Source organism: Labrys monachus, from assembly GCF_030814655.1.
Lineage (GTDB): Bacteria > Pseudomonadota > Alphaproteobacteria > Rhizobiales > Labraceae > Labrys > Labrys monacha.
In genome coordinates, this window is record NZ_JAUSVK010000001.1 from 3,402,978 (window position 1) to 3,422,091 (window position 19,114).

Consider the following 19,114-nt stretch of genomic DNA (forward strand, 5'->3'; position numbering starts at 1 on the left):
CGGCAATGCGCTCAGCCGGGAACCAGCGACAGCAGCATCCCGACGACGATGACCGTCATCAGGAGAGTGCCGCCCCAGCCGAGCCATGTCAGCGACCGCGGCAGCACGAATTCCCCCATGATGTCGGTGCGCGAAGCGATCCGCATCATGACCGCCATCACGGGCACGGCGACGATGCCGTTGATCACCGCGCTGCCATAGAGGGCCCGAATCGGATCGATCGGCGTGAAGTTGAGGATCATGCCGACCAGCGTCGCCAGGACGAGCGTCGCATAGAAGGCCTGCGCTTCCTTGGGACGGCGCGAAAGCCCCGTCGGCCATTGGCGCGCCTCCCCGATCGCATAAGCGGCGGATCCCGCGAGGACGGGCACCGCCAGCAGCCCCGTGCCGACGACCCCGAGCGAAAAGGTGAGAAAGGCGAAGTTCCCCGCGATCGGCCGCAGGGCCTCGGCTGCCTGCGCCGACGTCTCGATCGAGGTGATGCCGGCGACGTTCAGCGTCGCGGCCGTCGTCACGAGGATCGCGAGGGCCACGATGTTGGAGAAGGCCATGCCGACCAGCGTGTCGATCTCGATGCGGTGAAGGGCGGCGCGGCCCTGGCCGGGAGCATCGAACAGATCGATCCGGCGAGGATGGACGTGCATGTCCTCGACTTCCTCGGCCGCCTGCCAGAAGAAGAGATAGGGGCTGATCGTCGTGCCGAAGATGGCGACGAGGGTGAAGAGATAGCCCGAATCCCATCGCAGTGGCGGCACCACCAGCCGATAGGCGAGCGCGGCCCAATCGACATGCACCACGGTCAGCGTGACGAAATAGGCGAACAGCACGAGGGTCAGCCACTTCAGCACCGCGACGTAGCGGGTATATTGCAGGAAGAGCTGCATGAAGATCGAGATTGCCGCGAACAGCAGGATGTAGAGGAAATGCGGTGCCGGCAGCACGAGGCTGAAAGCGTCGGCCATGGCGCCGAGATCGGCGCCCAGATTGATGATGTTGGCGACGAGCAGCAGCATGACGACGATCTGCAGCATCCATCCCGGATAATGCAGGCGAAGCACGCCGGCGATGCCGTGCCCCGTCGTCCGGCCGATACGGGCGCTGATCATCTGCACCGCGGCCATGAAGGGATAGGACAGCAGCAGCGTCCAGGCCAGCCCGTAGCCGAACTGGGCCCCCGCCTGCGAATAGGTGGCGATGCCGCTCGGATCGTCGTCGGAGGCGCCGGTAACGAGGCCGGGGCCCAGCACCTTGAGCAGCCGGGGTCTCGTCGGGCCGACGACGGGGCTCGGATCCTCCGGATCCTCGTCCCGTTGGGACATCAAGGGAAGCGTGGGGTCGGACATCGCGCGGCCTCGGTTGAAAACGCCCGCATCATGAACCACGCGGCCGCCGTCGTCAGCGCACACCGACGAGGACCGCCAGGCCGCCCAGGAACAGAAGCCAGGCGCTGGCGGGATGGAAGACGACGCGAAGCACGCCGTTCCTCGGCTCGAAGCCGAGGCCGTGCATGAAGAGGCCCGCCGCGCCCGACATCATCAGCGGCAGCCCGGCATGGACGCTCCATGCGGGGATGCCGGCGAGGATATAGGGATAGACCAGCAGCAGGAGGCTGACGGCGCCGGCGATGGCCAGGGAAAATCCCCTGGCCAGGCTGCGGGCCGCAGAAGCGAGGTCAAACCCTTCGGTCATCACGGTCGACCTCGACCAGCGTCGTCTCGTGGAGCTCGAGCCACATCGCGTTGAGGATGGAGAATGCTCCGGCAAAGCCGACTCCGAGTATCCAGGCAAAATACCACATCGGGTGCTCCTGATCAGTAATGGTGGGAAGAGACGTCGGCGATGGCCGCCAGGGTGACGCGGCCGCGCAGCACCCGGTACACCCATGCGGTATAGACGAGGATGATCGGCAGGAAGATCACGGTCACGACCAGCATGATCATCAGCGTCAGGCGGCTCGAAGAGGCATCCCAGGCCGTGAGGCTGGCATTGGGATCGAGCGAGGACGGCAGCAGGAACGGGAAGACGCTGAGGCCCGCCGTCGCGATCACGCCGGCGACGCTGAGCGCGCTGGCGACGAAGGCGAGGACATACCGGCGTCCGCCGAGCAGGGCCGCGGCCCCGAGCGCCCCAGCCACCCCGAGCAGCGGTGCAGCGATCGTCGCGGGAGCGAGGCCGTAATTGGCCAACCACGCGCCGGGCGCCCGTATGACGGTCTTCAGCAGCGGGTTCGACGGGCCGTCATGAGCGACGGTGCCGGCCAGCTGGTAACCGTCGATGCCGATCGCCACCCAGACGCCCGCCAGCAGGAACAGGATGACCATGGCGATGGCAGCCCAGCGGGTCGCGGAGGCCGCCCGGGCAGCCACGGGCTCATCGGCCTTGAGCGCCAGATAGGTGCCGCCATGCATCGCCAGCATGGCCACGCTCACCAGCCCGCACAGGAGGGCGAAGGGGTTGAGCAGGCCGAACAGTGTGCCCTCATAGGTCATGCGCAGCGTGTCGTCGAAGTGGAACGGCACGCCCTGCAGGACATTGCCGAAGGCGACGCCGAAGATCAGCGAGGGAACGAGGCCGGCGACGAAGAGCAGCCAATCCCACACGCTCCGCCAGGTCGGACCGGGAAGCTTGGAGCGGAACTTGAAGGCGACCGGCCGCAGGATGAGAGCGCACAGGACCAGGAACATGGCGAGGTAGAAGCCAGAGAAGGCCACGGCGTAGAGCGGCGGCCAGGCCGCGAAGATCGCTCCTCCCCCGAGGATGAACCAGACCTGGTTGCCTTCCCACACCGGGCCGACGGTGTTGATGACGACGCGCCGTTCGGCGTCGGTCCGCCCGACGAAGGGCAGCAGCATGGCGGCGCCGAGGTCGAAGCCGTCCATGATGGCGAAGCCGATGAGGAGAATTCCCAGGAGCGCCCACCACAGCAGGCGCAGCGTTTCGTAGTCGAGCATGGTGCGAACCTTTCAGGAGGCTATTCGGCGGGGAGCGGCATGGCGGACGGTCCCGGCTGGACCGTGGGTTTCGTGGCGCTGGGCTCCGGGCCGAGACGGATCGCCTTCACCATCAGATAGATGTCGACCACGAGCAGGATCGAATAGAAGGCGATGAAGCCGATGAGCGTGGTCAGGACATTGGCCGCCGACAGGCTGGACACCGCCATGAAGGTCGGCAGCACGCCCTCGATGACCCAGGGCTGGCGGCCGACTTCGGCGACGAACCAGCCGAGCTCGGCCGCGATCCACGGCAGCGGCAGGGTGCAGAGCGCGACCCACAGGAAGGCTCGGGACGACAGCAGCCGGCGCTTCGAGGCGAGGTAGAAGGCGACGGCGAAGAGCAGGATGAAGAAGAAGCCCAGCCCGACCATCAGGCGGAAGCTCCAGAACAGCGGCGATACCGCCGGCACGGTGTTCCACGCCGCCTGCTGGACGTCGGCATCCGTCGCATTCGCGATGTCGGGACGGATCTTCTTCAGCAGCAGGGCATAGCCGAGGTCGTCGGCATGGGCGGCCAGGGCGGTCCGGGCGTCGGTGCTGGTGCGGTCGGCATGCAGTTTCTCCAGCGCATCATAGGCGAGGAGGCCGGAACGGATGCGGGTCTGCGTGCGGGCGACGAGGTCGTTGATGCCGGGAACCTCGGTGCTGATCGAGCGGGTGGCGATGAGCCCCAGCATCCACGGCACCTTGATCTCGTAGTCGGTCCGATGCGTCTCCTGGTTGGGCAGGCCGAACAGCGTGAAGGACGCGGGCGCCGGCTCGGTGTTCCACATCGATTCGATGGCGGCGATCTTCATCTTCTGGTTCTCGCCGGCGGTGTAGCCGCTCTCGTCACCGAGCACGACCACCGAAAGCGCGGCGGCAAGGCCGAAACTGGCGGCCACCGTCATCGAGCGCTTGGCGAGCTCGACGTGACGCCCGCGCAGCAGGTAGAAGGCGGAGATGGCCAGGACGAACACCGCGCCGGTGACGTAGCCGGCGCTGACGGTATGCACGAACTTGGCCTGCGCCACCGGGTTGAAGATCACCGCCGAGAAGTCGGTGACTTCCATGCGCATGGTGTCCGGATTGAAGCTCGCGCCGACCGGATGCTGCATCCAGCCATTGGCGATGAGGATCCACAAGGCCGAGAGGTTCGACCCCAGCGCGACGAGCCACGTCACGGCCAGATGGGCGACCTTCGACAGCCGATCCCAGCCGAAGAAGAACAGGCCGATGAACGTCGCCTCGAGGAAGAAGGCCATCAGGCCCTCGATCGCCAGGGGCGCGCCGAAGACGTCGCCGACATAGTGGCTGTAATAGGCCCAGTTCATGCCGAACTGGAATTCCATGGTGATGCCGGTGGCGACGCCCATGGCGAAGTTGATGCCGAACAGGACTCCCCAGAATTTCGTCATCTGCCGCCAGATGTCGCGGCCGGTCATGACGTAGACGCTTTCCATGATGCCGAGAAGGACGGCAAGCCCGAGCGTCAGGGGAACGAATAGGAAGTGGTACATGGCGGTGAGGCCGAATTGCAGCCGGGAAAGCTGCACGACATCCATGGCGATGGTCACGGCGTCATATTCCTCGATTGTGGGCCGTGATCGGGAGTGCCGATCAGCCGCGTTTCGATACTGCCGGCATCGAGCTTCGGACGTTGTCCCGGGCCGAATATGAAGATGGCTGCGCCGATCACGACCATCAGCTTGATGGTGATCACGATGAATACGTCCCGGGTGAGCGAATGCTTCGGCATGCAACGGTTATCGGACCGGCTCCGCCGCTGCGCTTTGATCTGGATCATGTCAAAGGCGGCGGGGACGGCGGGTTTGAGGCAGGTCAAACTCCCCCGCGTCCAATCATGCTTTTGATGACAGAACGGCCGCGTGGCCGACGATTGCGAGCGATGGAGAGCTTCATGCGTGTCAGGGATGTAATGACCAGGAAAGTCATCGGCATATCGCCCGAGGCGACCATCGCCGATGCGGTGGATCTCATGGTGCGCTCGAATGTCAGCGGGCTGCCGGTCGTCGATGCGAGCGGTGCGCTCGTCGGCATTCTCAGCGAGGGCGATCTCCTGCGCCGTCCGGAACTCGGCACCCAAAAGCCGCGCGCGCACTGGCTGGAATGCCTGTTCCACTCGGGAAAGGTCGCCGAAGCCTATGCGCATACCCATGGACGCGTGGTCGAAGAGATCATGACGCGCGAGCCGATCTCGATCGGCGAGGACATGCGGCTCGAGGAGGCGGTCGCCCTGATGGAAGGGCACGGCGTCAAGCGGCTGCCGGTCGTGCGCGAGGGCAAGGTCGTCGGCATCATCTCGCGCGCCGACTTCGTGCGTGCGCTCGCGAGCTTCGTGCGCCAATCCTACACGGATTCCCTGGTCGGCGACCGGCAGATCAAGGCGGCGATCGAGGCCGAGCTGCGGGCGGAGCCCTGGGCCCCGGTCGGAACGGTGACGATCGACGTGCAGGACGGCGTCGTCGAGCTGCAAGGCATCATCACCGACGAGACGCTGCGCAACGCGATCCGCGTCCTCGCGGAGAATGTGGAAGGCGTCAAGACGGTGCACGACCGCATGACCTGGGTCGACCCCTATTCCGGCATCAGCGGACCGGCGCCGGAGGAGGACGCCAAGGGCCATGCGGCGTGACGTGCTCGCCGTCAATGCCCGATGTCCCTCGCGCATGGCAGGGCATCGCCGAGCGGGCATTGACGGCGCCCGTGGTTGAGCGATAAATCAAATCATTGCGGAATAAAGGTTTTCGATCCCGTAATCGTCATGTGCTGCGCAGAGAAATCGGAATCGAAATGCTAGTCCGCGAAGGCGAGGAGCGCAGCAACGACGTCGATCAGAAGCTGGCCTGTACCCTGGCGGCGATAGCCGGCGCGCTGAACACGGCAGCCTTCTACGCGGTCGGCTTCTTTGCCGCCAACATGACCGGCAACGTCTCGTCCTTCTCGAACAATCTGGCCCTCGGCAATATCGTCGTGGGCCTGTTCTTCCTGATGATCGTGTCGACCTTCGTCGCCGGTGCGGCGGTGTCGACGCTGTTGATCAACGCCGGCCGGCGCAAGGGAATCAACGGCATCTATGCCTACAGCATCCTGCTCGAGGCGGGCCTCCTCGCGCTGCTCGGATGTGCCGATCTCTGGCTGCCCGTGGGCGACCGCACGCCAGTCCTGGTGCTCGGCTTGAGCTTCCTGATGGGATTGCAGAACGCGGTCGTCACCCGCATATCCGACGCCCGCGTCCGCACCACCCACGTCTCGGGCATGTCGACCGATATCGGCATCGAGCTGGGCATGCTGATCGACATCGCCAGCGGCCGCGAATCGGGGGCGAACGCCGGCCACTACCGGGACAAACTCCGGCTTCACGGCATGACCGTGCTTTCCTTCTTCGCTGGCGGCATTGTCGGCGTGCTCGTCTACAGGGCGCTCGAAGGCGCCATGCTGATCGCGACGGCGGCCCTGCTCTTCGCCATCGCCATGAACGGTCTCGTCGGCGCGCGGCGGCTGCGCATCCTGAGCCAGACGGAATAGCGCAGGCGATTTTTACCGAAGAGCGTATCGCACCGAAACGCCATCCCGGCGAAAGCCCGGCCATGCTTGACCGACCTCGTCGAATTATGCGCATATAAGCGCATTGAGCGGCCCCTCCTTTGCGGGGCGTTCGGCCGGGTGCAGCGAAACCGGCCGATGCATCAAGGGCATATAAGCGCATATCGTGCCGCAGTCGGCTGCGCCGAGGAGACCATCGATGGAAACGCCGTGCAATTGCCTTGCCTTGCGGCAGGCCGCCAGGCGGGTGACCCAGCTCTACGACCTGGCGCTGGCACCGCTCGACCTGCGTGCGACGCAGTATTCGCTTCTCAGCCGGACCGAGGCGCTCGGCCCGATCGCCCTGAACCGGCTGGCCGAGGTGCTGGTGATGGACCGGGCGACGCTCGGCCACAATGTGCGCCCCCTCGAAGCGCGCGGGCTTGTCCGGCTGGATGTGGGCGAGGACCGCCGAAGCCGCGAATTGTCGCTCACCGAGGCGGGACGCAGCCTGCTGGCCGAAGCGCGGAGCCCGTGGCGCAAGGCGCAGCAGGCTTTCGAGGACGAGATCGGCGCGCAGACCGCATCGGCCCTGCGGGCCCAGCTCCATCGCGTGGCGGCAACCGAGTTCGCGCTCCCCGGGCGGGAATCCTCGGAGCCGGCGCTTTGAGAACCCGTCCCCGGCGGCCATTTTGCAGGATATCTCTGTCATGACGCAACAGGATGCCGCCACCGGTGCGGCCGTTCGTGCCGGATCCGCGCGGTGGGTGACGGGACGCCGTGCGCGCGTGCTGCTCTGCGCCTCGGGCGTGTCGTTCATGATCATGCTCGATTCCAACATCGTCGCGGTGTCGCTGCCCGCCATCGCCCGCGACCTCGGCGCGGTCTTCGCCGATATCGAATGGGTGGTCAGCGCCTATGTGCTGACCTTCGCCGCCCTGCTCATGCCCGCCGGCGCCCTGGCCGACCGCTTCGGCCGCCGCCGGCTGCTGATCGCCGGGCTCGCGGTCTTCACCCTCGCCTCGCTGCTGTGCGGCCTGGCGCCGACCGTCCTCGTCCTCAACGCCGCCCGGGCCTTGCAGGGGGTCGGCGCCGCCATCCAGCTCAGCGCGGCGCTGGCCGTGCTCGGACATGAATTCCGCGGCCCGGAACGGGCCAGAGCCTTCGCCTTCTGGGGCACGGTGATCGGCGTGGCGGTCGCCGCCGGCCCTCCCCTCGGCGGGCTGATCACCTCCGCCTTCGGCTGGCGATGGGCCTTCCTCGTCAATGTACCGATCGGCGGGGCGCTCGTCGCGCTGACGGCGTCCGCGGTCGGGGAATCGCAGGATCCCGATGCCCGCCGGCTCGACATCGCCGGCATCATCCTGCTCGGCAGCGGCCTGTTCTGCCTGGTCTGGGCCCTGATCGGGGCGAATGCCGACGGCTGGTCCGGCGAGAGCACGGCGATGAAGCTCGCCGCGGCCGCCGCGCTGCTGGCGCTCTTCGCCGTCGCCGAAACGGTCCAGCGGCGGCCGATGGTCGATTTCGGGCTGTTCCGGCGGCGCACCTTCCTCGGCAGCAGCGTCGCGATGCTCGGCTTCGCCTCGGCCGCGCAGGTGATGATGACCTATCTGCCGCTCTATCTGCAGAACGTCTTCGGGCTCAGCCCGGCCCTTGCGGGGCTCGGCATGCTGCCCTTCGCCCTTCCCTTGTTCTTCTGCCCCCGCATCGCCGCCGGGCTGGCGATGCGCGTCTCCGGCCGGACATTGCTGGCGGCCGGCCTCGCCGTCGTCGCGGCCGGCAACCTCGCCACCGCGGCGATGGTGGCGATGCACCTGCCCTATGCCGTCATCGCCGCCGGCATGCTGCTGACCGGGTGCGGCGCCGGCCTGCTCAATGGCGAGACCGCCAAGGTCTCGATGAGCGTCATACCGCCGGAACGCAGCGGCATGGCCTCCGGCATCGGCGGCACGCTGCGCTTCGTCGGCCTCGTCACCGGCATCACCGGCCTCGGCGCGGTGCTCGCGGGCGAGACCGGGCGGCAGTTCGCCCGGGCGTCGGCCGCCTCCGGCCTTGCCGATATCGGCAAGGCGGCGGCCCGTTCGATGGTGTCGCGCATCGTCGCCGGCGATATCGAAGGCGCGGCGGCGCAGGTCGCCGCCCCGGCACGGCTCGCGATCGCCGAGATCGCGCGCCGGAGCTTCGCCTCGGGTTTCGCCACCGTGCTGCTGGCCGCGGGTGCCATCGCCGTCGCGGCTGCGCTGCTCGCCTTTGTCCTGATCGACGCCCGGGAGACCGCTCCCGCACGCCCGCAGGACGGCGCCGCGCCTGCAGCACCGGCCGACTGAGCCGCGCACCCTCCCGCTGAACCCGGCACGCACCTTGCGTGTTGAGGCGGGACAGGCTCCAATGCGGCGAGGCGATCCCATGACGGACAGCGACCCCTTCGATCTCGAACGCTTCGTGACGGCGCAGGCCTCCGTCTTCGATACGGCGATCGAGGAACTGAAAGGCGGCCGCAAGCGGAGCCACTGGATGTGGTTCGTCTTTCCGCAATTGCGCGGCCTCGGCCGATCGCCGACCGCGACGTTCTACGGCATCGCCTCGCTCGACGAGGCCCGAGCCTATCTCGGGCATGCGCTGCTCGGCCCGCGACTGCACCTGGCCACCGACACGACGCTGCGGATAGCCGGGCGGTCGCTGAACGCGATCTTCGGCTCGCCCGACGACATCAAGTTCCACTCGTCGATGACGCTCTTCGCCGTCGCTACGGGCGACGACCGAGCCCCGTTCTCCACCGCGCTCGATCGCTGGTGCGGCGGTCGCATGGACGGGGCGACGCTCGCGCTTCTCGGCATGCCCGGCCGCGGCGGATAGAACGGATCGGGGTTCGGACCCGGGTCGATCTGCCCGCGGGCCGGAAAGCGGCACGGATGCCCATTCAGCACTGAAACATCGACCCGGGTTCGAAGCCCGGGAGTCCAACTCCCGTGCTTGATGGGAATCAATGCCCGGCCCCGGCAGGCTGCCATCCTGCGATCGCGACAGGTCAGGCAGCCTCATTTCCTGACCTTTCCCCGTCGGCGTCGGAGGCGGATCAATCGTCAGGAGCAAAGGCATGTCCCAGCAATTCCAGAACCCGCCCGACCGTTCGGCTCTTCGCGACAGTTTCGCCTCGCACGATCCCGGCAGCGACCAGAGACTTCGGCAATACATGCTGCAGGTCTACAATTTCATGGTCGCCGGGCTGGTCCTGAGCGGGCTCGCCGCCTCTCTCGCGATCGCCACGGGCTTCTATCAGCAGATCGCCGGCACCTTCGCCATCTGGCTGGTGATGCTCGCCCCGCTTGTCGCCATCTTCTTCCTGACCATCCGCATCGAGCGATTGAGCCTGGGCGCGGCCCAGGCCATCTTCTGGATCTATGCCGTTCTGATGGGCCTGTCCCTCGCCGGCATCTTCCTGGTCTATACGGGCACCAGCATCGCGTTCACCTTCTTCATCGCCGCGGCCACCTTCGGCGCCATGAGCCTCTACGGCTATACGACGGGGCAGGATCTGACACGCTTCGGCTCCTTCCTCTTCATGGGGCTGATCGGCATCGTCCTGGCCGGCCTCGTCAATCTGTTTCTCGCCTCCTCGGCTTTCCAGTTCGCCATCTCGGTCGTCGGCGTCGTTCTGTTCACCGGCCTCACCGCCTACGACACGCAGCGTATCCGGGATGTCTATCTCGAAAGCGATTCCGAACTCGTCGCCGGCAAGAAGGCGGTGATCGGCGCTCTGACGCTCTATCTCGACTTCGTCAATCTGTTCGTCATGCTGCTGAAATTCACCGGCGACCGGCGCCGCTAGCGATGGGGCCGGGCCGCCGCATGGGCCTGTTTTAAGAGCACGGAGCGCTCTACGGCATCTTCGATTTCAGCGTGATCGTTTCGCCGTCGACGACGAAGGTGCCATAGCCGCGATGATGGATGGTGCGGCGCTCGGTCCGCGCCGGATCGGTCCAGGCCTTCACCACCTCGAGCACGAACAGATCATATCGGTTCACAAGGCGCGTCTCCACCACCCGGCATTCGAGATTGGCGAGACACTCGGCGATCAGCGGCGCCGCGACATGCTGGGCGGGAAGCGGGCTGAGCCCGATCGTGCCGAACTTGTCGACGTCCCGCCCGGAACAATTGCCCACCGCGACCACCTTGGCCGCGAGGTCGACCGTGGGAATGGCGATGACGCATTCCCGCGTCGCCCGCAGGGCCGCGAAACTGTAGTCGCCCTGGCTGACGACGCAGGCCACCAGAGGCGGCGTGAATTCCACCATCATGTGCCAGGACATCGTCATGACGTTGCGGCGCCCTCCGCGCGCCGTCGTCAGCAGCACCACTGGCCCCGGTTCGAGCCATTGATACACCTTGGACAGCGGCAGTTCCTGCATGACGGTAACCTCCCGGCTTTGATCCGCCCGTGAATCGGCTTGCTGCGGCAGCCGCCACGCCTGTACGGCGACGCAGCCGGGAAGAGGCGGGACGGGCCGTCACGGAGCCGCCCGCCTCGTGTGCGCCCGTCCGCCCTCACCGGCACCAGGTGATGGCGGGCGGCCTGCGGGGCGTGGCGGCCGGCCTTGCACGGGGATGGCCGACGATGATCGGTGCGACCGGGGTCAGATCCGCGGAAATGCCGAGTTCCGCCTTGACGGAAGCCTCCGCGAGCCACGGGCGCGCCAGGCCGATCCAACAGGTTCCGAGCCCTTCGGCATGCGCCGCCAGCATCAGGCTTTCGCCGGCGAGACAGCAATCTTCGGCCGACTGGCGATCGCCGCCGGCGGCGCACACGATCACCAGCGCCGCCGCCCCGTGGAAGATCTCGAAACTATGGTCGGCGAGATGGCCGGCCATGGGCGATCCCGGCGCGACATGCGCGAGCGCGTGGCGTCGGGCCTGCTCCGAGAGGTCGCGCAGCCGCGCCGTCCCCTGCACGACGGCGAAGGCCCATGGCTGCCGATTCATGGCGCTCGGGGCCAGGACCGCCGCGGCGACGAGGCCTTCGATGGCGGTGGCAGTGACCGGCTCGTCCGTGAAGTCCCGGACCGCGCGCCGCGTCTTCAAAGCTTCCATCAGGTCCATGGCCCATCCCTCGCAATTATGGTCGACGTGCCGTCAGTCTGGATGAAAGCGCGGACGGCATCTTGATGCATCGCAAGGGGGCGATTCGCGTGACGGCGGCCATTCCCTCCGGTGCCTTGCGCGGCATCAATGTCCCTGCGCCTTCGCCGTGCACCTCTCTGGGATGCACAAAGGGGAAGCCGGGCGATGACACACCGCATGCAGGCATTGGCGAGCGAAATCGTGCGGCTTCAGGCCGAACTGGACCAGGAAATCGAAAGGCGCCGCAAGGTGCTCGGCTGGACGCTGAAGGAACGGATCGTCGAGTTCGAACATGGCGTCGCCATCGAGCATCGCCGCCTGCGCACCGGAATCGTGAGCTTCCTGGCGAGATCCTCGCTCGCCACCATCCTGACGGCGCCCGTCATCTATTCGCTGATCCTGCCGTTCCTGGTGATCGACGCGTGGGTCAGCCTCTATCAGGCGGTTTGCTTCAGGGCCTATGGGATCCCGAGGGTCAGACGGTCGGATTATATCGCGTTCGATCGCCAGCACCTGCGCTATCTCAACTGGATCGAGGCCGCGAATTGTCTCTATTGCGGCTATGTCAACGGCCTGATCGCCTATATCCGCGAGATCGCCAGCCGCACAGAGCAATATTGGTGCCCGATCAAGCACGCCCTGCGGATCACCGATCCGCACCGGCGCTACCATGAATTCCTCGAGTATGGCGATGCCGACGGCTATCGTGCCCGGCTCCAGGAGTTCCGGAGGCGGCTGCAGGCCGAGCCGGAGGCACGCGCGGATCATCCGCAGCCGGGAGGCGGCGCATAGGGCCTTTCGGTCTCGCGCGGGGGCCGCACCGTCCTCCGATGGGACAGGCCGGGCGCGCCGCAGACCCGCTCCTATGCCGCCCGCCTGGCGCGCTCTTCCTCCGCCTTCTGCACGACGCCGATGGTGCGCAGCAGGCTGGACGGGTTGACGCTGATCGAGTCGATGCCGATCTCGACCAGGAAGCCGACAAGGTCGGGAAAATTGGCGGGCGCCTCCCCGCAAATGCCGACCTTGCGGTGATTGCGCCTGGCCCCCTCGACGGCAAGGCGCAGCATCTGGAGCATGCCGGGATCGCGCTCGTCGAAATCGAAGGCGAGCATGTCCGAGTCGCGATCGACGCCGAGCGTGAGCTGGGTGAGGTCGTTGGAGCCGATCGAGAAGCCGTCGAACACGGCGGCGAAGGCGTCGACCTGGACGACATTGTTCGGAATCTCGCACATCACATAGATTTCGAGTCCGTTCTTCCCCTGCGCGAGGCCATTGCGCGCCATTGCGTCCAGCACCTGGCGGGCTTCCGCCACGCGGCGGCAGAACGGCACCATGACGACCAGATTGGTCAGCCCCATGACCTCGCGAACGTGGCTGAGGGCCTCGCATTCGAGCGCGAAGCCGTCGGCATAGGCCGGATGGGCATAGCGGGACGCACCGCGAAAGCCCAGCATCGGATTGGCCTCCTGCGGCTCGAACGGCGCACCGCCGAGGAGGCGGGCATATTCGTTCGTCTTGAAATCCGACAGGCGGACGATCACGGGCCTGGGGTGGAAGGCGGCGGCGATCGTGCCGATCCCTTCGGCGAGGGTCCGGACGAAATAGTCGCGCGGCGAGGAAAACGCGACGGCCCGCGCGGCGATGCGCGCCTGATCGTCGGCCGACACGCGTTCGGGATGCGCCAGCGCCATCGGGTGAACGCCGATATGCTCGCCGATGATGAACTCCATCCGGGCGAGGCCCACGCCGGCATTGGGCATCATCGCGGTCCGGAAGGCGAGATCGGGATTGCCGAGATTCACCATGATGCCGGTACGCGGCAGGGTGAGATCGCGCATGTCCGCCCGCGCGACCTCGAACGCGACATCGCCCTCATAGACCGCCCCCGCCTCCCCGCCTGCGCAGGATACGGTGACGCGGGCGCCGGTCTGGAGAACGGCGGTCGCGGTGTCGGTTCCGACCACGGCCGGCACCCCCAGTTCGCGCGCGACGATGGCGGCGTGGCAGGTGCGCCCGCCCCGGTCCGTGACGATCGCCGAGGCCATCTTCATCACCGGTTCCCAATCGGGGCTGGTGGACGAGGTCACCAGGATCTCGCCGGGCTGGAAGGATGCGAGGTCCGCGGCGGAGCGGACCACGCGGACCACGCCCTGCCCGATCTTCTCGCCGATCGCCTTCCCGCTCGCCAGGACCCGTCCCTGACCGGTCAGCGTGTAGGTCTCCAGAACGGTGCCGGACTTGCGCGAGGCGACCGTCTCCGGCCTGGCCTGGACGATGTAGAGTTTCCCGTCATCGGCATCCTTGGCCCATTCGATGTCCATCGGGGTCGGGCGGCCCGCGCGGCGGGAATAGTGATCCTCGATGGCGAGGGCGTAATCCGCCAGGGAGAGGACGTCGTCATCGGCGATGCAGAAACGCTCCCTGCGCTCCGGCGGCGTCGGCTCGTCCTGCGTCGTCGAGCCCGTATGTCCCTGCTTCCAGGTCATCGTGAGCTGCTTGGTGCCGAGAACGCGGCGCAGCACGGCGCGATGCCCCTGCCGGAAGGTCGGCTTGTGGACGAAGAACTCGTCCGGATCGACCTTGCCCTGCACGACGTTCTCGCCGAGACCGTAGGAGCCGGTGATGAAGACGACGTCGCGAAACCCCGATTCCGTATCGAGCGTGAAGATGACGCCGCTCGACGCCCGGTCCGACCGGACCATCTTCATCACGCCGACCGAAAGGCCGACCTTGAAGTGATCGAACTGGTTGTTGACCCGGTAGACGATCGCCCGGTCGGTGAAGATCGAGGCGAAGCAGCGGCGGCAAGCCTCGAACAGGTCGTCGGCGCCGGAGATGTTGAGAAAGCTTTCGTGCTGGCCGGCGAAGCTCGCCGTCGGGAGGTCCTCCGCCGTTGCCGAGCTGCGCACCGCCACGGCGACGCCCGGCCCGTACTGCGCCTCGAGCTGGCGATAGGCGGCGGCGATCTGCGCGCGGAGCGCCTCGCTGCCGGTCGCCCGATAGACGATCCGGCGGGCCTCCTCCGCACGACTGGCCAGCAGGGCGATGTCGCCGAGGTCCAGTCCGTCCAGCAAGGCATGCAGGGCAGGCCAGGCATCCGCGCTCTGGAGCGCGTCGTAATAGGCTTTGACGGTCAGCGTGAAGCCGTTCGGCACGAGGACATTTCGAGCCGCGAGCTCGCGATAGAGCTCGCCGAGAGACGCGTTCTTCCCCCCGACCAGCGGAACATCCTCGAGTCGAAGACTGTCGAACCAGCGAATATAGCCTGACGAAGCAGTGACGGAGGAGGGATCGGTCATGAGCGGGGCTCCATATTCCCAATTCGAGCCACGATGCCCGGATTCCCGAAGTCCTCTCTTGATCTGCGTCAAGGCGGGGAATCCGCGGAGCTCTCGGCACGGATGCCGCTCCGGGCACTCTGATTTCCTCGAGCGATCCGGCTGCCCTTCCCCATCGAACGCGACCGGACCTTGATGGAAATCAACGCCGAGCGGCACGCCGCGGCGTCTAGCTCGTCGGAACGCGGAGAGCCGCCGCGACGCTCTCGAACGAGGATGCAACCCGGGGGGCTCGGATCGAGGAATACGCGATGAACAGTACATCCAATGCCGACGTTCGGCGTGTCGCCGTGATCGGGGCCGGCACCATCGGCGCGAGTTGGGCCGCCTGCTTCCTGGCACGGGGGCTGGATGTCGTGGTGAGCGATCCGGCGCCGGGAGCGGCCGACGGCGTGCGGCGAATGATTGCGGAGGCGTGGCCGGCGCTGACGGCGCTCGGCACCTCGCCGAACGCCGACCCGACGGCCTGGCGTTTCGAGGCCGATCCGGCCGCCGCGGTCGCCGGCGTGGACTTCGTCCAGGAGAGCACGCCCGAACGGTATGACGTGAAACAGAAGCTGCTGCCGCTGATCGATGCCGTCCTGTCGCCGGACGTCGTCATCGCATCCAGCTCGTCCGGCCTCCTCGTCAGCCGGCTCTCGGAAGGATGCCGTTTCCCCGAACGGTGCATCATCGGCCATCCCTTCAATCCGCCCCATCTCATTCCCCTCGTGGAAGTGGTCGGCGGGACGAAGGCGAGCCGCGCGGCGATCGACAGGGCGATGGCCTTCTATCGGGCGGCCGGCAAGCATCCGATCGAAATCCGCAAGGAGGTTCCGGGTCACGTCTCCAACCGGCTCCAGGCGGCTCTCTGGCGGGAAGCGATCTATCTCGTCCAGGAGGGCGTGGCATCGGTGGCGGACGTCGATGCGGCGGTCAGCGAAGGTCCGGGGCTCCGCTGGGCCCTGATGGGCCCCCATATGACGTTTCATCTCGGCGGCGGCGCCGGCGGCATGAACCATTTCCTCCGTCATCTCCTTCCCGCCGTCGAAAGCTGGTGGACGGATCTCGGCTCTCCGACCATGACGGACGACCTGCAGCGCCGCCTGGTGGAAGGCGTCGATGAGGAAGCGGACGGACAGTCGATCGCCGAACTGGAGCGCTGGCGCGACGGCCTTCTGGAGCAGATCATCGTCCTGCGCCGGAACGCCGCCGCCAAGCTCGAGGCAGCCAGGGAGAGGGAGCGCGTGGAGGCGAGGCTCGACGAGACCTTTCCGGCGAGCGATGCGCTCTCCGTCACCCGCGAGCTGCCGGAGCAGGACATCACGCCGAACCCCAAGGCCGGCGAATAGTCGAGGCCCCTGCCCGGTCGGGTCTCTACGGCTCGGCGCGCCTCGACGGCTGGGTTCCATCGCATCCCGGCGGTGCGGGGCAATCGCATTTGGAAACGACGGGTCATTCCGGAGGCGATGCAGCACCTGCGTGATGCAACCTGCGTGATGCATCGCAGATCCGGGATCCCTCCGCGGGAAGAGGAGGAAGAAGCCGCTTCCGCCGACGGTCCCGTGCGCGCCCTTCGAGGACGAAGGCCGCCACCGGGGATGCTTCTTGGGATGCTTCTTGCGCCCGCAGCCTCATCCGCCCGGAAGCGGCGACGACTTCCGCCGGCGCCTCGCCGAAGCTTTCGCCGCCGATCGATGTCCCGCGGTCGGATCTCACATGACGGACGAGGCGTGGTCGAGGCGCTTGCAGCAATCACCTCGACCACGCCTCGGAAGGTTCGATCTCCTACATGCTGATGATCACCTTCAGCGCCTGCGTCTGGGCGGCGCGGCCGAAGGTGTCGTAGGCATCGAGTATCTCGTCCAGCTTGAAGTGGTGGGTGATCAGCCGCGTCGGATCGATCTTCCGGGCTTCGACCGTCTTGAGCAGCATCGGCGTGGTCACCGTATCGACCAGCCGGGTGGTGATGGCGATGTTCTGCGACCACAGCGTCTCCAGATGCAGGTCGACCTTCTGGCCGTGCACGCCGACATTGGCGATGATACCGCCGGGCGCGACCACGTCCTGGCAGATCAGGAACGTCGCGGGCACGCCGACGGCCTCGATCGCCGCATCGACGCCCTTGCCGCCGGTCAGCGCCTTGACGGTTTCCGCCGCCTTGCCGTCCGCGCTGTTGACGGTATGGGTCGCGCCGAACTGGCGGGCGATGCCGAGCCTGTTGTCGTCGAGGTCGATCATGATGATCTGCGCCGGCGAATAGAATTGCGCCGTCAGCAGCGCGGCCAGGCCCACCGGTCCGGCACCGACGATCGCCACCGTCGAGCCCGGCGCCACCTTGCCGTTGAGGACGCCGCATTCGAAGCCGGTGGGCAGGATGTCGCTCAGCATGACCAGCGCCTCTTCGTCCGCCCCTTCCGGGATGGGATAGAGGCTGGTGTCGGCATGGGGCGTGCGGACATATTCGGCCTGCGTGCCGTCGATCTCGTTGCCGAGGATCCAGCCGCCGGTCGTACAATGGGAATACATCCCCCGCCGGCAATATTCGCATTTGCCGCAGGAGGAAATGCAGGAAAGGAGCACCCGGTCTCCCGGCCGGAAGGCCGTGACCCCGGCGCCGACCGCCTCGACGACGCCGACGCCCTCATGGCCCAGAATGCGCCCGGGCTTGCAGGTGGCGACATCGCCCTTGAGGATGTGGAGGTCGGTGCCGCAGATCGTGGTCTTCACCATTCTGACGATCGCATCGCTCGGCGCCTGGATCTCGGGCTTGGGACGGTCCTCGAGCGCTTTCGATCCGGGACCACGGTAAACAAGGGCCTTCATGATATCCTCCTGCCATTGTGCATCCGGAAGCCGGCAATAGCCGATCGGCACGGAAGCTCCCGGAGCCGCGAAGGGACGACGGCGCGTCGCGAGCCGCAATGATCTGCATCAAACGCAGCCGCGAATGGTGCCCTCATGCTGCGATAGCCGGGTGAGGAGAGGATCGGTGGCGTCGGCTCCGAGCCAGATATGGTCACGCGGTCTCGCGACGCCGGGCGTCCGATGCGGCTGCAGAAGCGCCGCGGTGCCCTGCGCCGGCCTATTCCCGGCCGACCGCGAGCCGTTCCGGCGAGGTCGGTGCGCCGCCGACCATCTCATAGGCCTGCGCGACGTTCCCGGCCGTCACCCCGAGGCCCGGCAGCACGATCCAGGGCGGCACGGCGTGGCCGCAGAGGGACGCGACGGCGGCCGTCGCGGCCGCCCTTCCCTGCTCGTAGGGACGCTGGGCAGCGACGCCCTTGACGATACGGCCGGCGGCCAGCGCCGCCGCCACGCCGGCGCCGAGATCGACGGTCGTCATCACCGGCCGCCGCGGCCTGCCCTCGAGGACGGCGAGCGATTCCACCGCCGGCTCGTCCCAGACGACGAAGAGACCGTCGAGGCCGGGATGCCGGTCGAGATGCGGCGCGATCACGGCCCCGGCCTCCGACGGCCTCTCGAACTTCAGCTGGCTCAGCGCGACGTCGGGCCGCTCGCGCCGCATCCATCGATTGAAGGCGATCTCGCGCTGCGCGGTCGCGAAGAAATCGAGCTTGTAGGCGAGGACGCAGACCGCCCCGCCCTGGGGAACATGGGGTGACAGGAGGCCGGCGGCGATCTGGCCCAGGCCGAAATTGTCGCAGGAGACGACGGTGACGTAATCCATCTCGGGCAGGAGGCCGGAGGGCGCGTTGTCGAGCAGGATGAGCCGGATGCCGGCCGACGACACCTTGCGGAAGGCCTGCGCAACGGCGGCACCGGCGACGGGGATGCTGATCACCGCATCGGGCCGCCGGCGGATGACCCGCTCGATGGCCGCCACCTGGGTCGACGCATCGTAGGAGCAGCCAACGACGTCGTCGACGACTGCGCCGACCCGGCGCAGTTCCGCCTCGATCCCGGCGATCTGCCGGCGGGACCAGTCCGACGTTATGGTGTGAAGCACGATGGAAACCCGCAGCCCGCCCGTCCGGGCGCGCGCCAGGGCTTCCGGCGACAGGTCGATCTGGTCCGGCGTGGCCGGCCGTTCGCCATGCGGACCGAGGCCGGCGACCGCTGGGGCCTGCTGCGCGGACGGGCTTTCCCCGGCGAAAGGCGATGGCGCCGGCCCGTCCCTGCCCTTGTCCTGCATGCTGT

At 67.2% G+C, this 19,114-nt stretch carries 19 protein-coding genes; 8 read left to right on the top strand and 11 right to left on the bottom strand.

Annotated features, from left to right (window positions below; all coding sequences use genetic code 11):
* Window positions 1-11: 11 nt before the first annotated feature.
* From J3R73_RS15400 to J3R73_RS15425, 6 genes are read right to left on the bottom strand one after another with little or no spacing between them, the layout of a single operon-like run.
* Entirely contained in the window at window positions 12-1,343 is a 1,332-nt protein-coding gene (locus J3R73_RS15400) for an NRAMP family divalent metal transporter (RefSeq protein WP_307428450.1), read from the bottom strand.
* Window positions 1,344-1,395: 52 nt separating this feature from the next.
* Window positions 1,396-1,689, bottom strand: a complete 294-nt coding sequence (locus J3R73_RS15405; RefSeq protein ID WP_307428452.1) for a cyd operon YbgE family protein — start codon at window positions 1,687-1,689, stop codon at window positions 1,396-1,398.
* Window positions 1,673-1,798, bottom strand: coding sequence for a cytochrome bd-I oxidase subunit CydX (gene cydX, locus J3R73_RS15410; protein WP_307428455.1), 126 nt, complete (start codon window positions 1,796-1,798; stop codon window positions 1,673-1,675). The genes J3R73_RS15405 and cydX overlap by 17 nt, the downstream gene beginning before the upstream one ends.
* Window positions 1,799-1,811: 13 nt before the next feature.
* Entirely contained in the window at window positions 1,812-2,951 is a 1,140-nt protein-coding gene (gene cydB, locus J3R73_RS15415; RefSeq protein WP_307428458.1) for a cytochrome d ubiquinol oxidase subunit II, read from the bottom strand.
* A gap of 20 nt (window positions 2,952-2,971) precedes the next feature.
* Window positions 2,972-4,537 carry a cytochrome ubiquinol oxidase subunit I gene (locus J3R73_RS15420; protein ID WP_370880092.1) on the bottom strand — a complete coding sequence of 522 codons (1,566 nt, stop codon included), beginning with the start codon at window positions 4,535-4,537 and terminating at the stop codon, window positions 2,972-2,974.
* A gap of 8 nt (window positions 4,538-4,545) precedes the next feature.
* Window positions 4,546-4,731: a hypothetical protein gene (locus J3R73_RS15425; protein WP_307428459.1), complete on the bottom strand. Its 186-nt coding sequence runs from the start codon at window positions 4,729-4,731 to the stop codon at window positions 4,546-4,548.
* Window positions 4,732-4,911: 180 nt separating this feature from the next.
* On the opposite strand from J3R73_RS15425, the gene J3R73_RS15430 reads away from it, so the two are divergent.
* The 6 genes from J3R73_RS15430 (at window position 4,912) to J3R73_RS15455 (ending at window position 10,347) form a co-directional block, all read left to right on the top strand.
* Window positions 4,912-5,628: a CBS domain-containing protein gene (locus tag J3R73_RS15430; protein WP_307428462.1), complete on the top strand. Its 717-nt coding sequence runs from the start codon at window positions 4,912-4,914 to the stop codon at window positions 5,626-5,628.
* Window positions 5,629-5,786: 158 nt separating this feature from the next.
* The gene (locus tag J3R73_RS15435) at window positions 5,787-6,521 is read left to right on the top strand and encodes a YoaK family protein (protein WP_307428465.1); all 735 of its coding nucleotides are present in this window, start codon (window positions 5,787-5,789) and stop codon (window positions 6,519-6,521) included.
* A 217-nt stretch (window positions 6,522-6,738) separates the two neighbouring features.
* Window positions 6,739-7,188 (top strand): MarR family winged helix-turn-helix transcriptional regulator, encoded by a 450-nt coding sequence (locus tag J3R73_RS15440; RefSeq protein ID WP_307428467.1) that lies wholly within the window; start codon window positions 6,739-6,741, stop codon window positions 7,186-7,188.
* Window positions 7,189-7,228: 40 nt separating this feature from the next.
* Window positions 7,229-8,845, top strand: coding sequence for an MFS transporter (locus J3R73_RS15445; protein ID WP_307428470.1), 1,617 nt, complete (start codon window positions 7,229-7,231; stop codon window positions 8,843-8,845).
* A gap of 79 nt (window positions 8,846-8,924) precedes the next feature.
* Window positions 8,925-9,374 (top strand): DUF1810 domain-containing protein, encoded by a 450-nt coding sequence (locus J3R73_RS15450; RefSeq protein WP_307428472.1) that lies wholly within the window; start codon window positions 8,925-8,927, stop codon window positions 9,372-9,374.
* Between the two features lie 337 nt (window positions 9,375-9,711).
* On the top strand, window positions 9,712-10,347 hold the full coding sequence (locus tag J3R73_RS15455; protein ID WP_307437372.1) for a Bax inhibitor-1/YccA family protein: 636 nt from the start codon (window positions 9,712-9,714) through the stop codon (window positions 10,345-10,347).
* A gap of 49 nt (window positions 10,348-10,396) precedes the next feature.
* Here J3R73_RS15455 and J3R73_RS15460 read toward each other — a convergent pair whose 3' ends face one another.
* Window positions 10,397-10,927, bottom strand: a complete 531-nt coding sequence (locus tag J3R73_RS15460) for a flavin reductase family protein (protein ID WP_307428475.1) — start codon at window positions 10,925-10,927, stop codon at window positions 10,397-10,399.
* A 136-nt stretch (window positions 10,928-11,063) separates the two neighbouring features.
* Window positions 11,064-11,615: a nitroreductase family protein gene (locus J3R73_RS15465; RefSeq protein WP_307428478.1), complete on the bottom strand. Its 552-nt coding sequence runs from the start codon at window positions 11,613-11,615 to the stop codon at window positions 11,064-11,066.
* A 186-nt stretch (window positions 11,616-11,801) separates the two neighbouring features.
* Here J3R73_RS15465 and J3R73_RS15470 point away from each other — a divergent pair, with 186 nt between their 5' ends.
* Window positions 11,802-12,428 (top strand): hypothetical protein, encoded by a 627-nt coding sequence (locus J3R73_RS15470; RefSeq protein ID WP_307428480.1) that lies wholly within the window; start codon window positions 11,802-11,804, stop codon window positions 12,426-12,428.
* Window positions 12,429-12,499: 71 nt separating this feature from the next.
* Here the strand turns inward: J3R73_RS15470 and ppsA are convergent, their stop codons facing one another.
* On the bottom strand, window positions 12,500-14,935 hold the full coding sequence (gene ppsA, locus J3R73_RS15475; protein ID WP_307428482.1) for a phosphoenolpyruvate synthase: 2,436 nt from the start codon (window positions 14,933-14,935) through the stop codon (window positions 12,500-12,502).
* Window positions 14,936-15,225: 290 nt separating this feature from the next.
* Between ppsA and J3R73_RS15480 the strand changes: the two genes are divergently transcribed.
* Window positions 15,226-16,305 carry a 3-hydroxyacyl-CoA dehydrogenase NAD-binding domain-containing protein gene (locus tag J3R73_RS15480; protein ID WP_307428484.1) on the top strand — a complete coding sequence of 360 codons (1,080 nt, stop codon included), beginning with the start codon at window positions 15,226-15,228 and terminating at the stop codon, window positions 16,303-16,305.
* Between the two features lie 436 nt (window positions 16,306-16,741).
* On the opposite strand, the gene J3R73_RS15485 is transcribed toward J3R73_RS15480, so the two are convergent.
* Together J3R73_RS15485 and J3R73_RS15490 are read right to left on the bottom strand one after the other, a co-directional pair.
* Window positions 16,742-17,779: a zinc-dependent alcohol dehydrogenase family protein gene (locus J3R73_RS15485; RefSeq protein WP_307428487.1), complete on the bottom strand. Its 1,038-nt coding sequence runs from the start codon at window positions 17,777-17,779 to the stop codon at window positions 16,742-16,744.
* 259 nt (window positions 17,780-18,038) lie between these two features.
* Entirely contained in the window at window positions 18,039-19,109 is a 1,071-nt protein-coding gene (locus J3R73_RS15490; protein ID WP_307428490.1) for a substrate-binding domain-containing protein, read from the bottom strand.
* Between the last annotated feature and the right edge of the window lie 5 nt (window positions 19,110-19,114).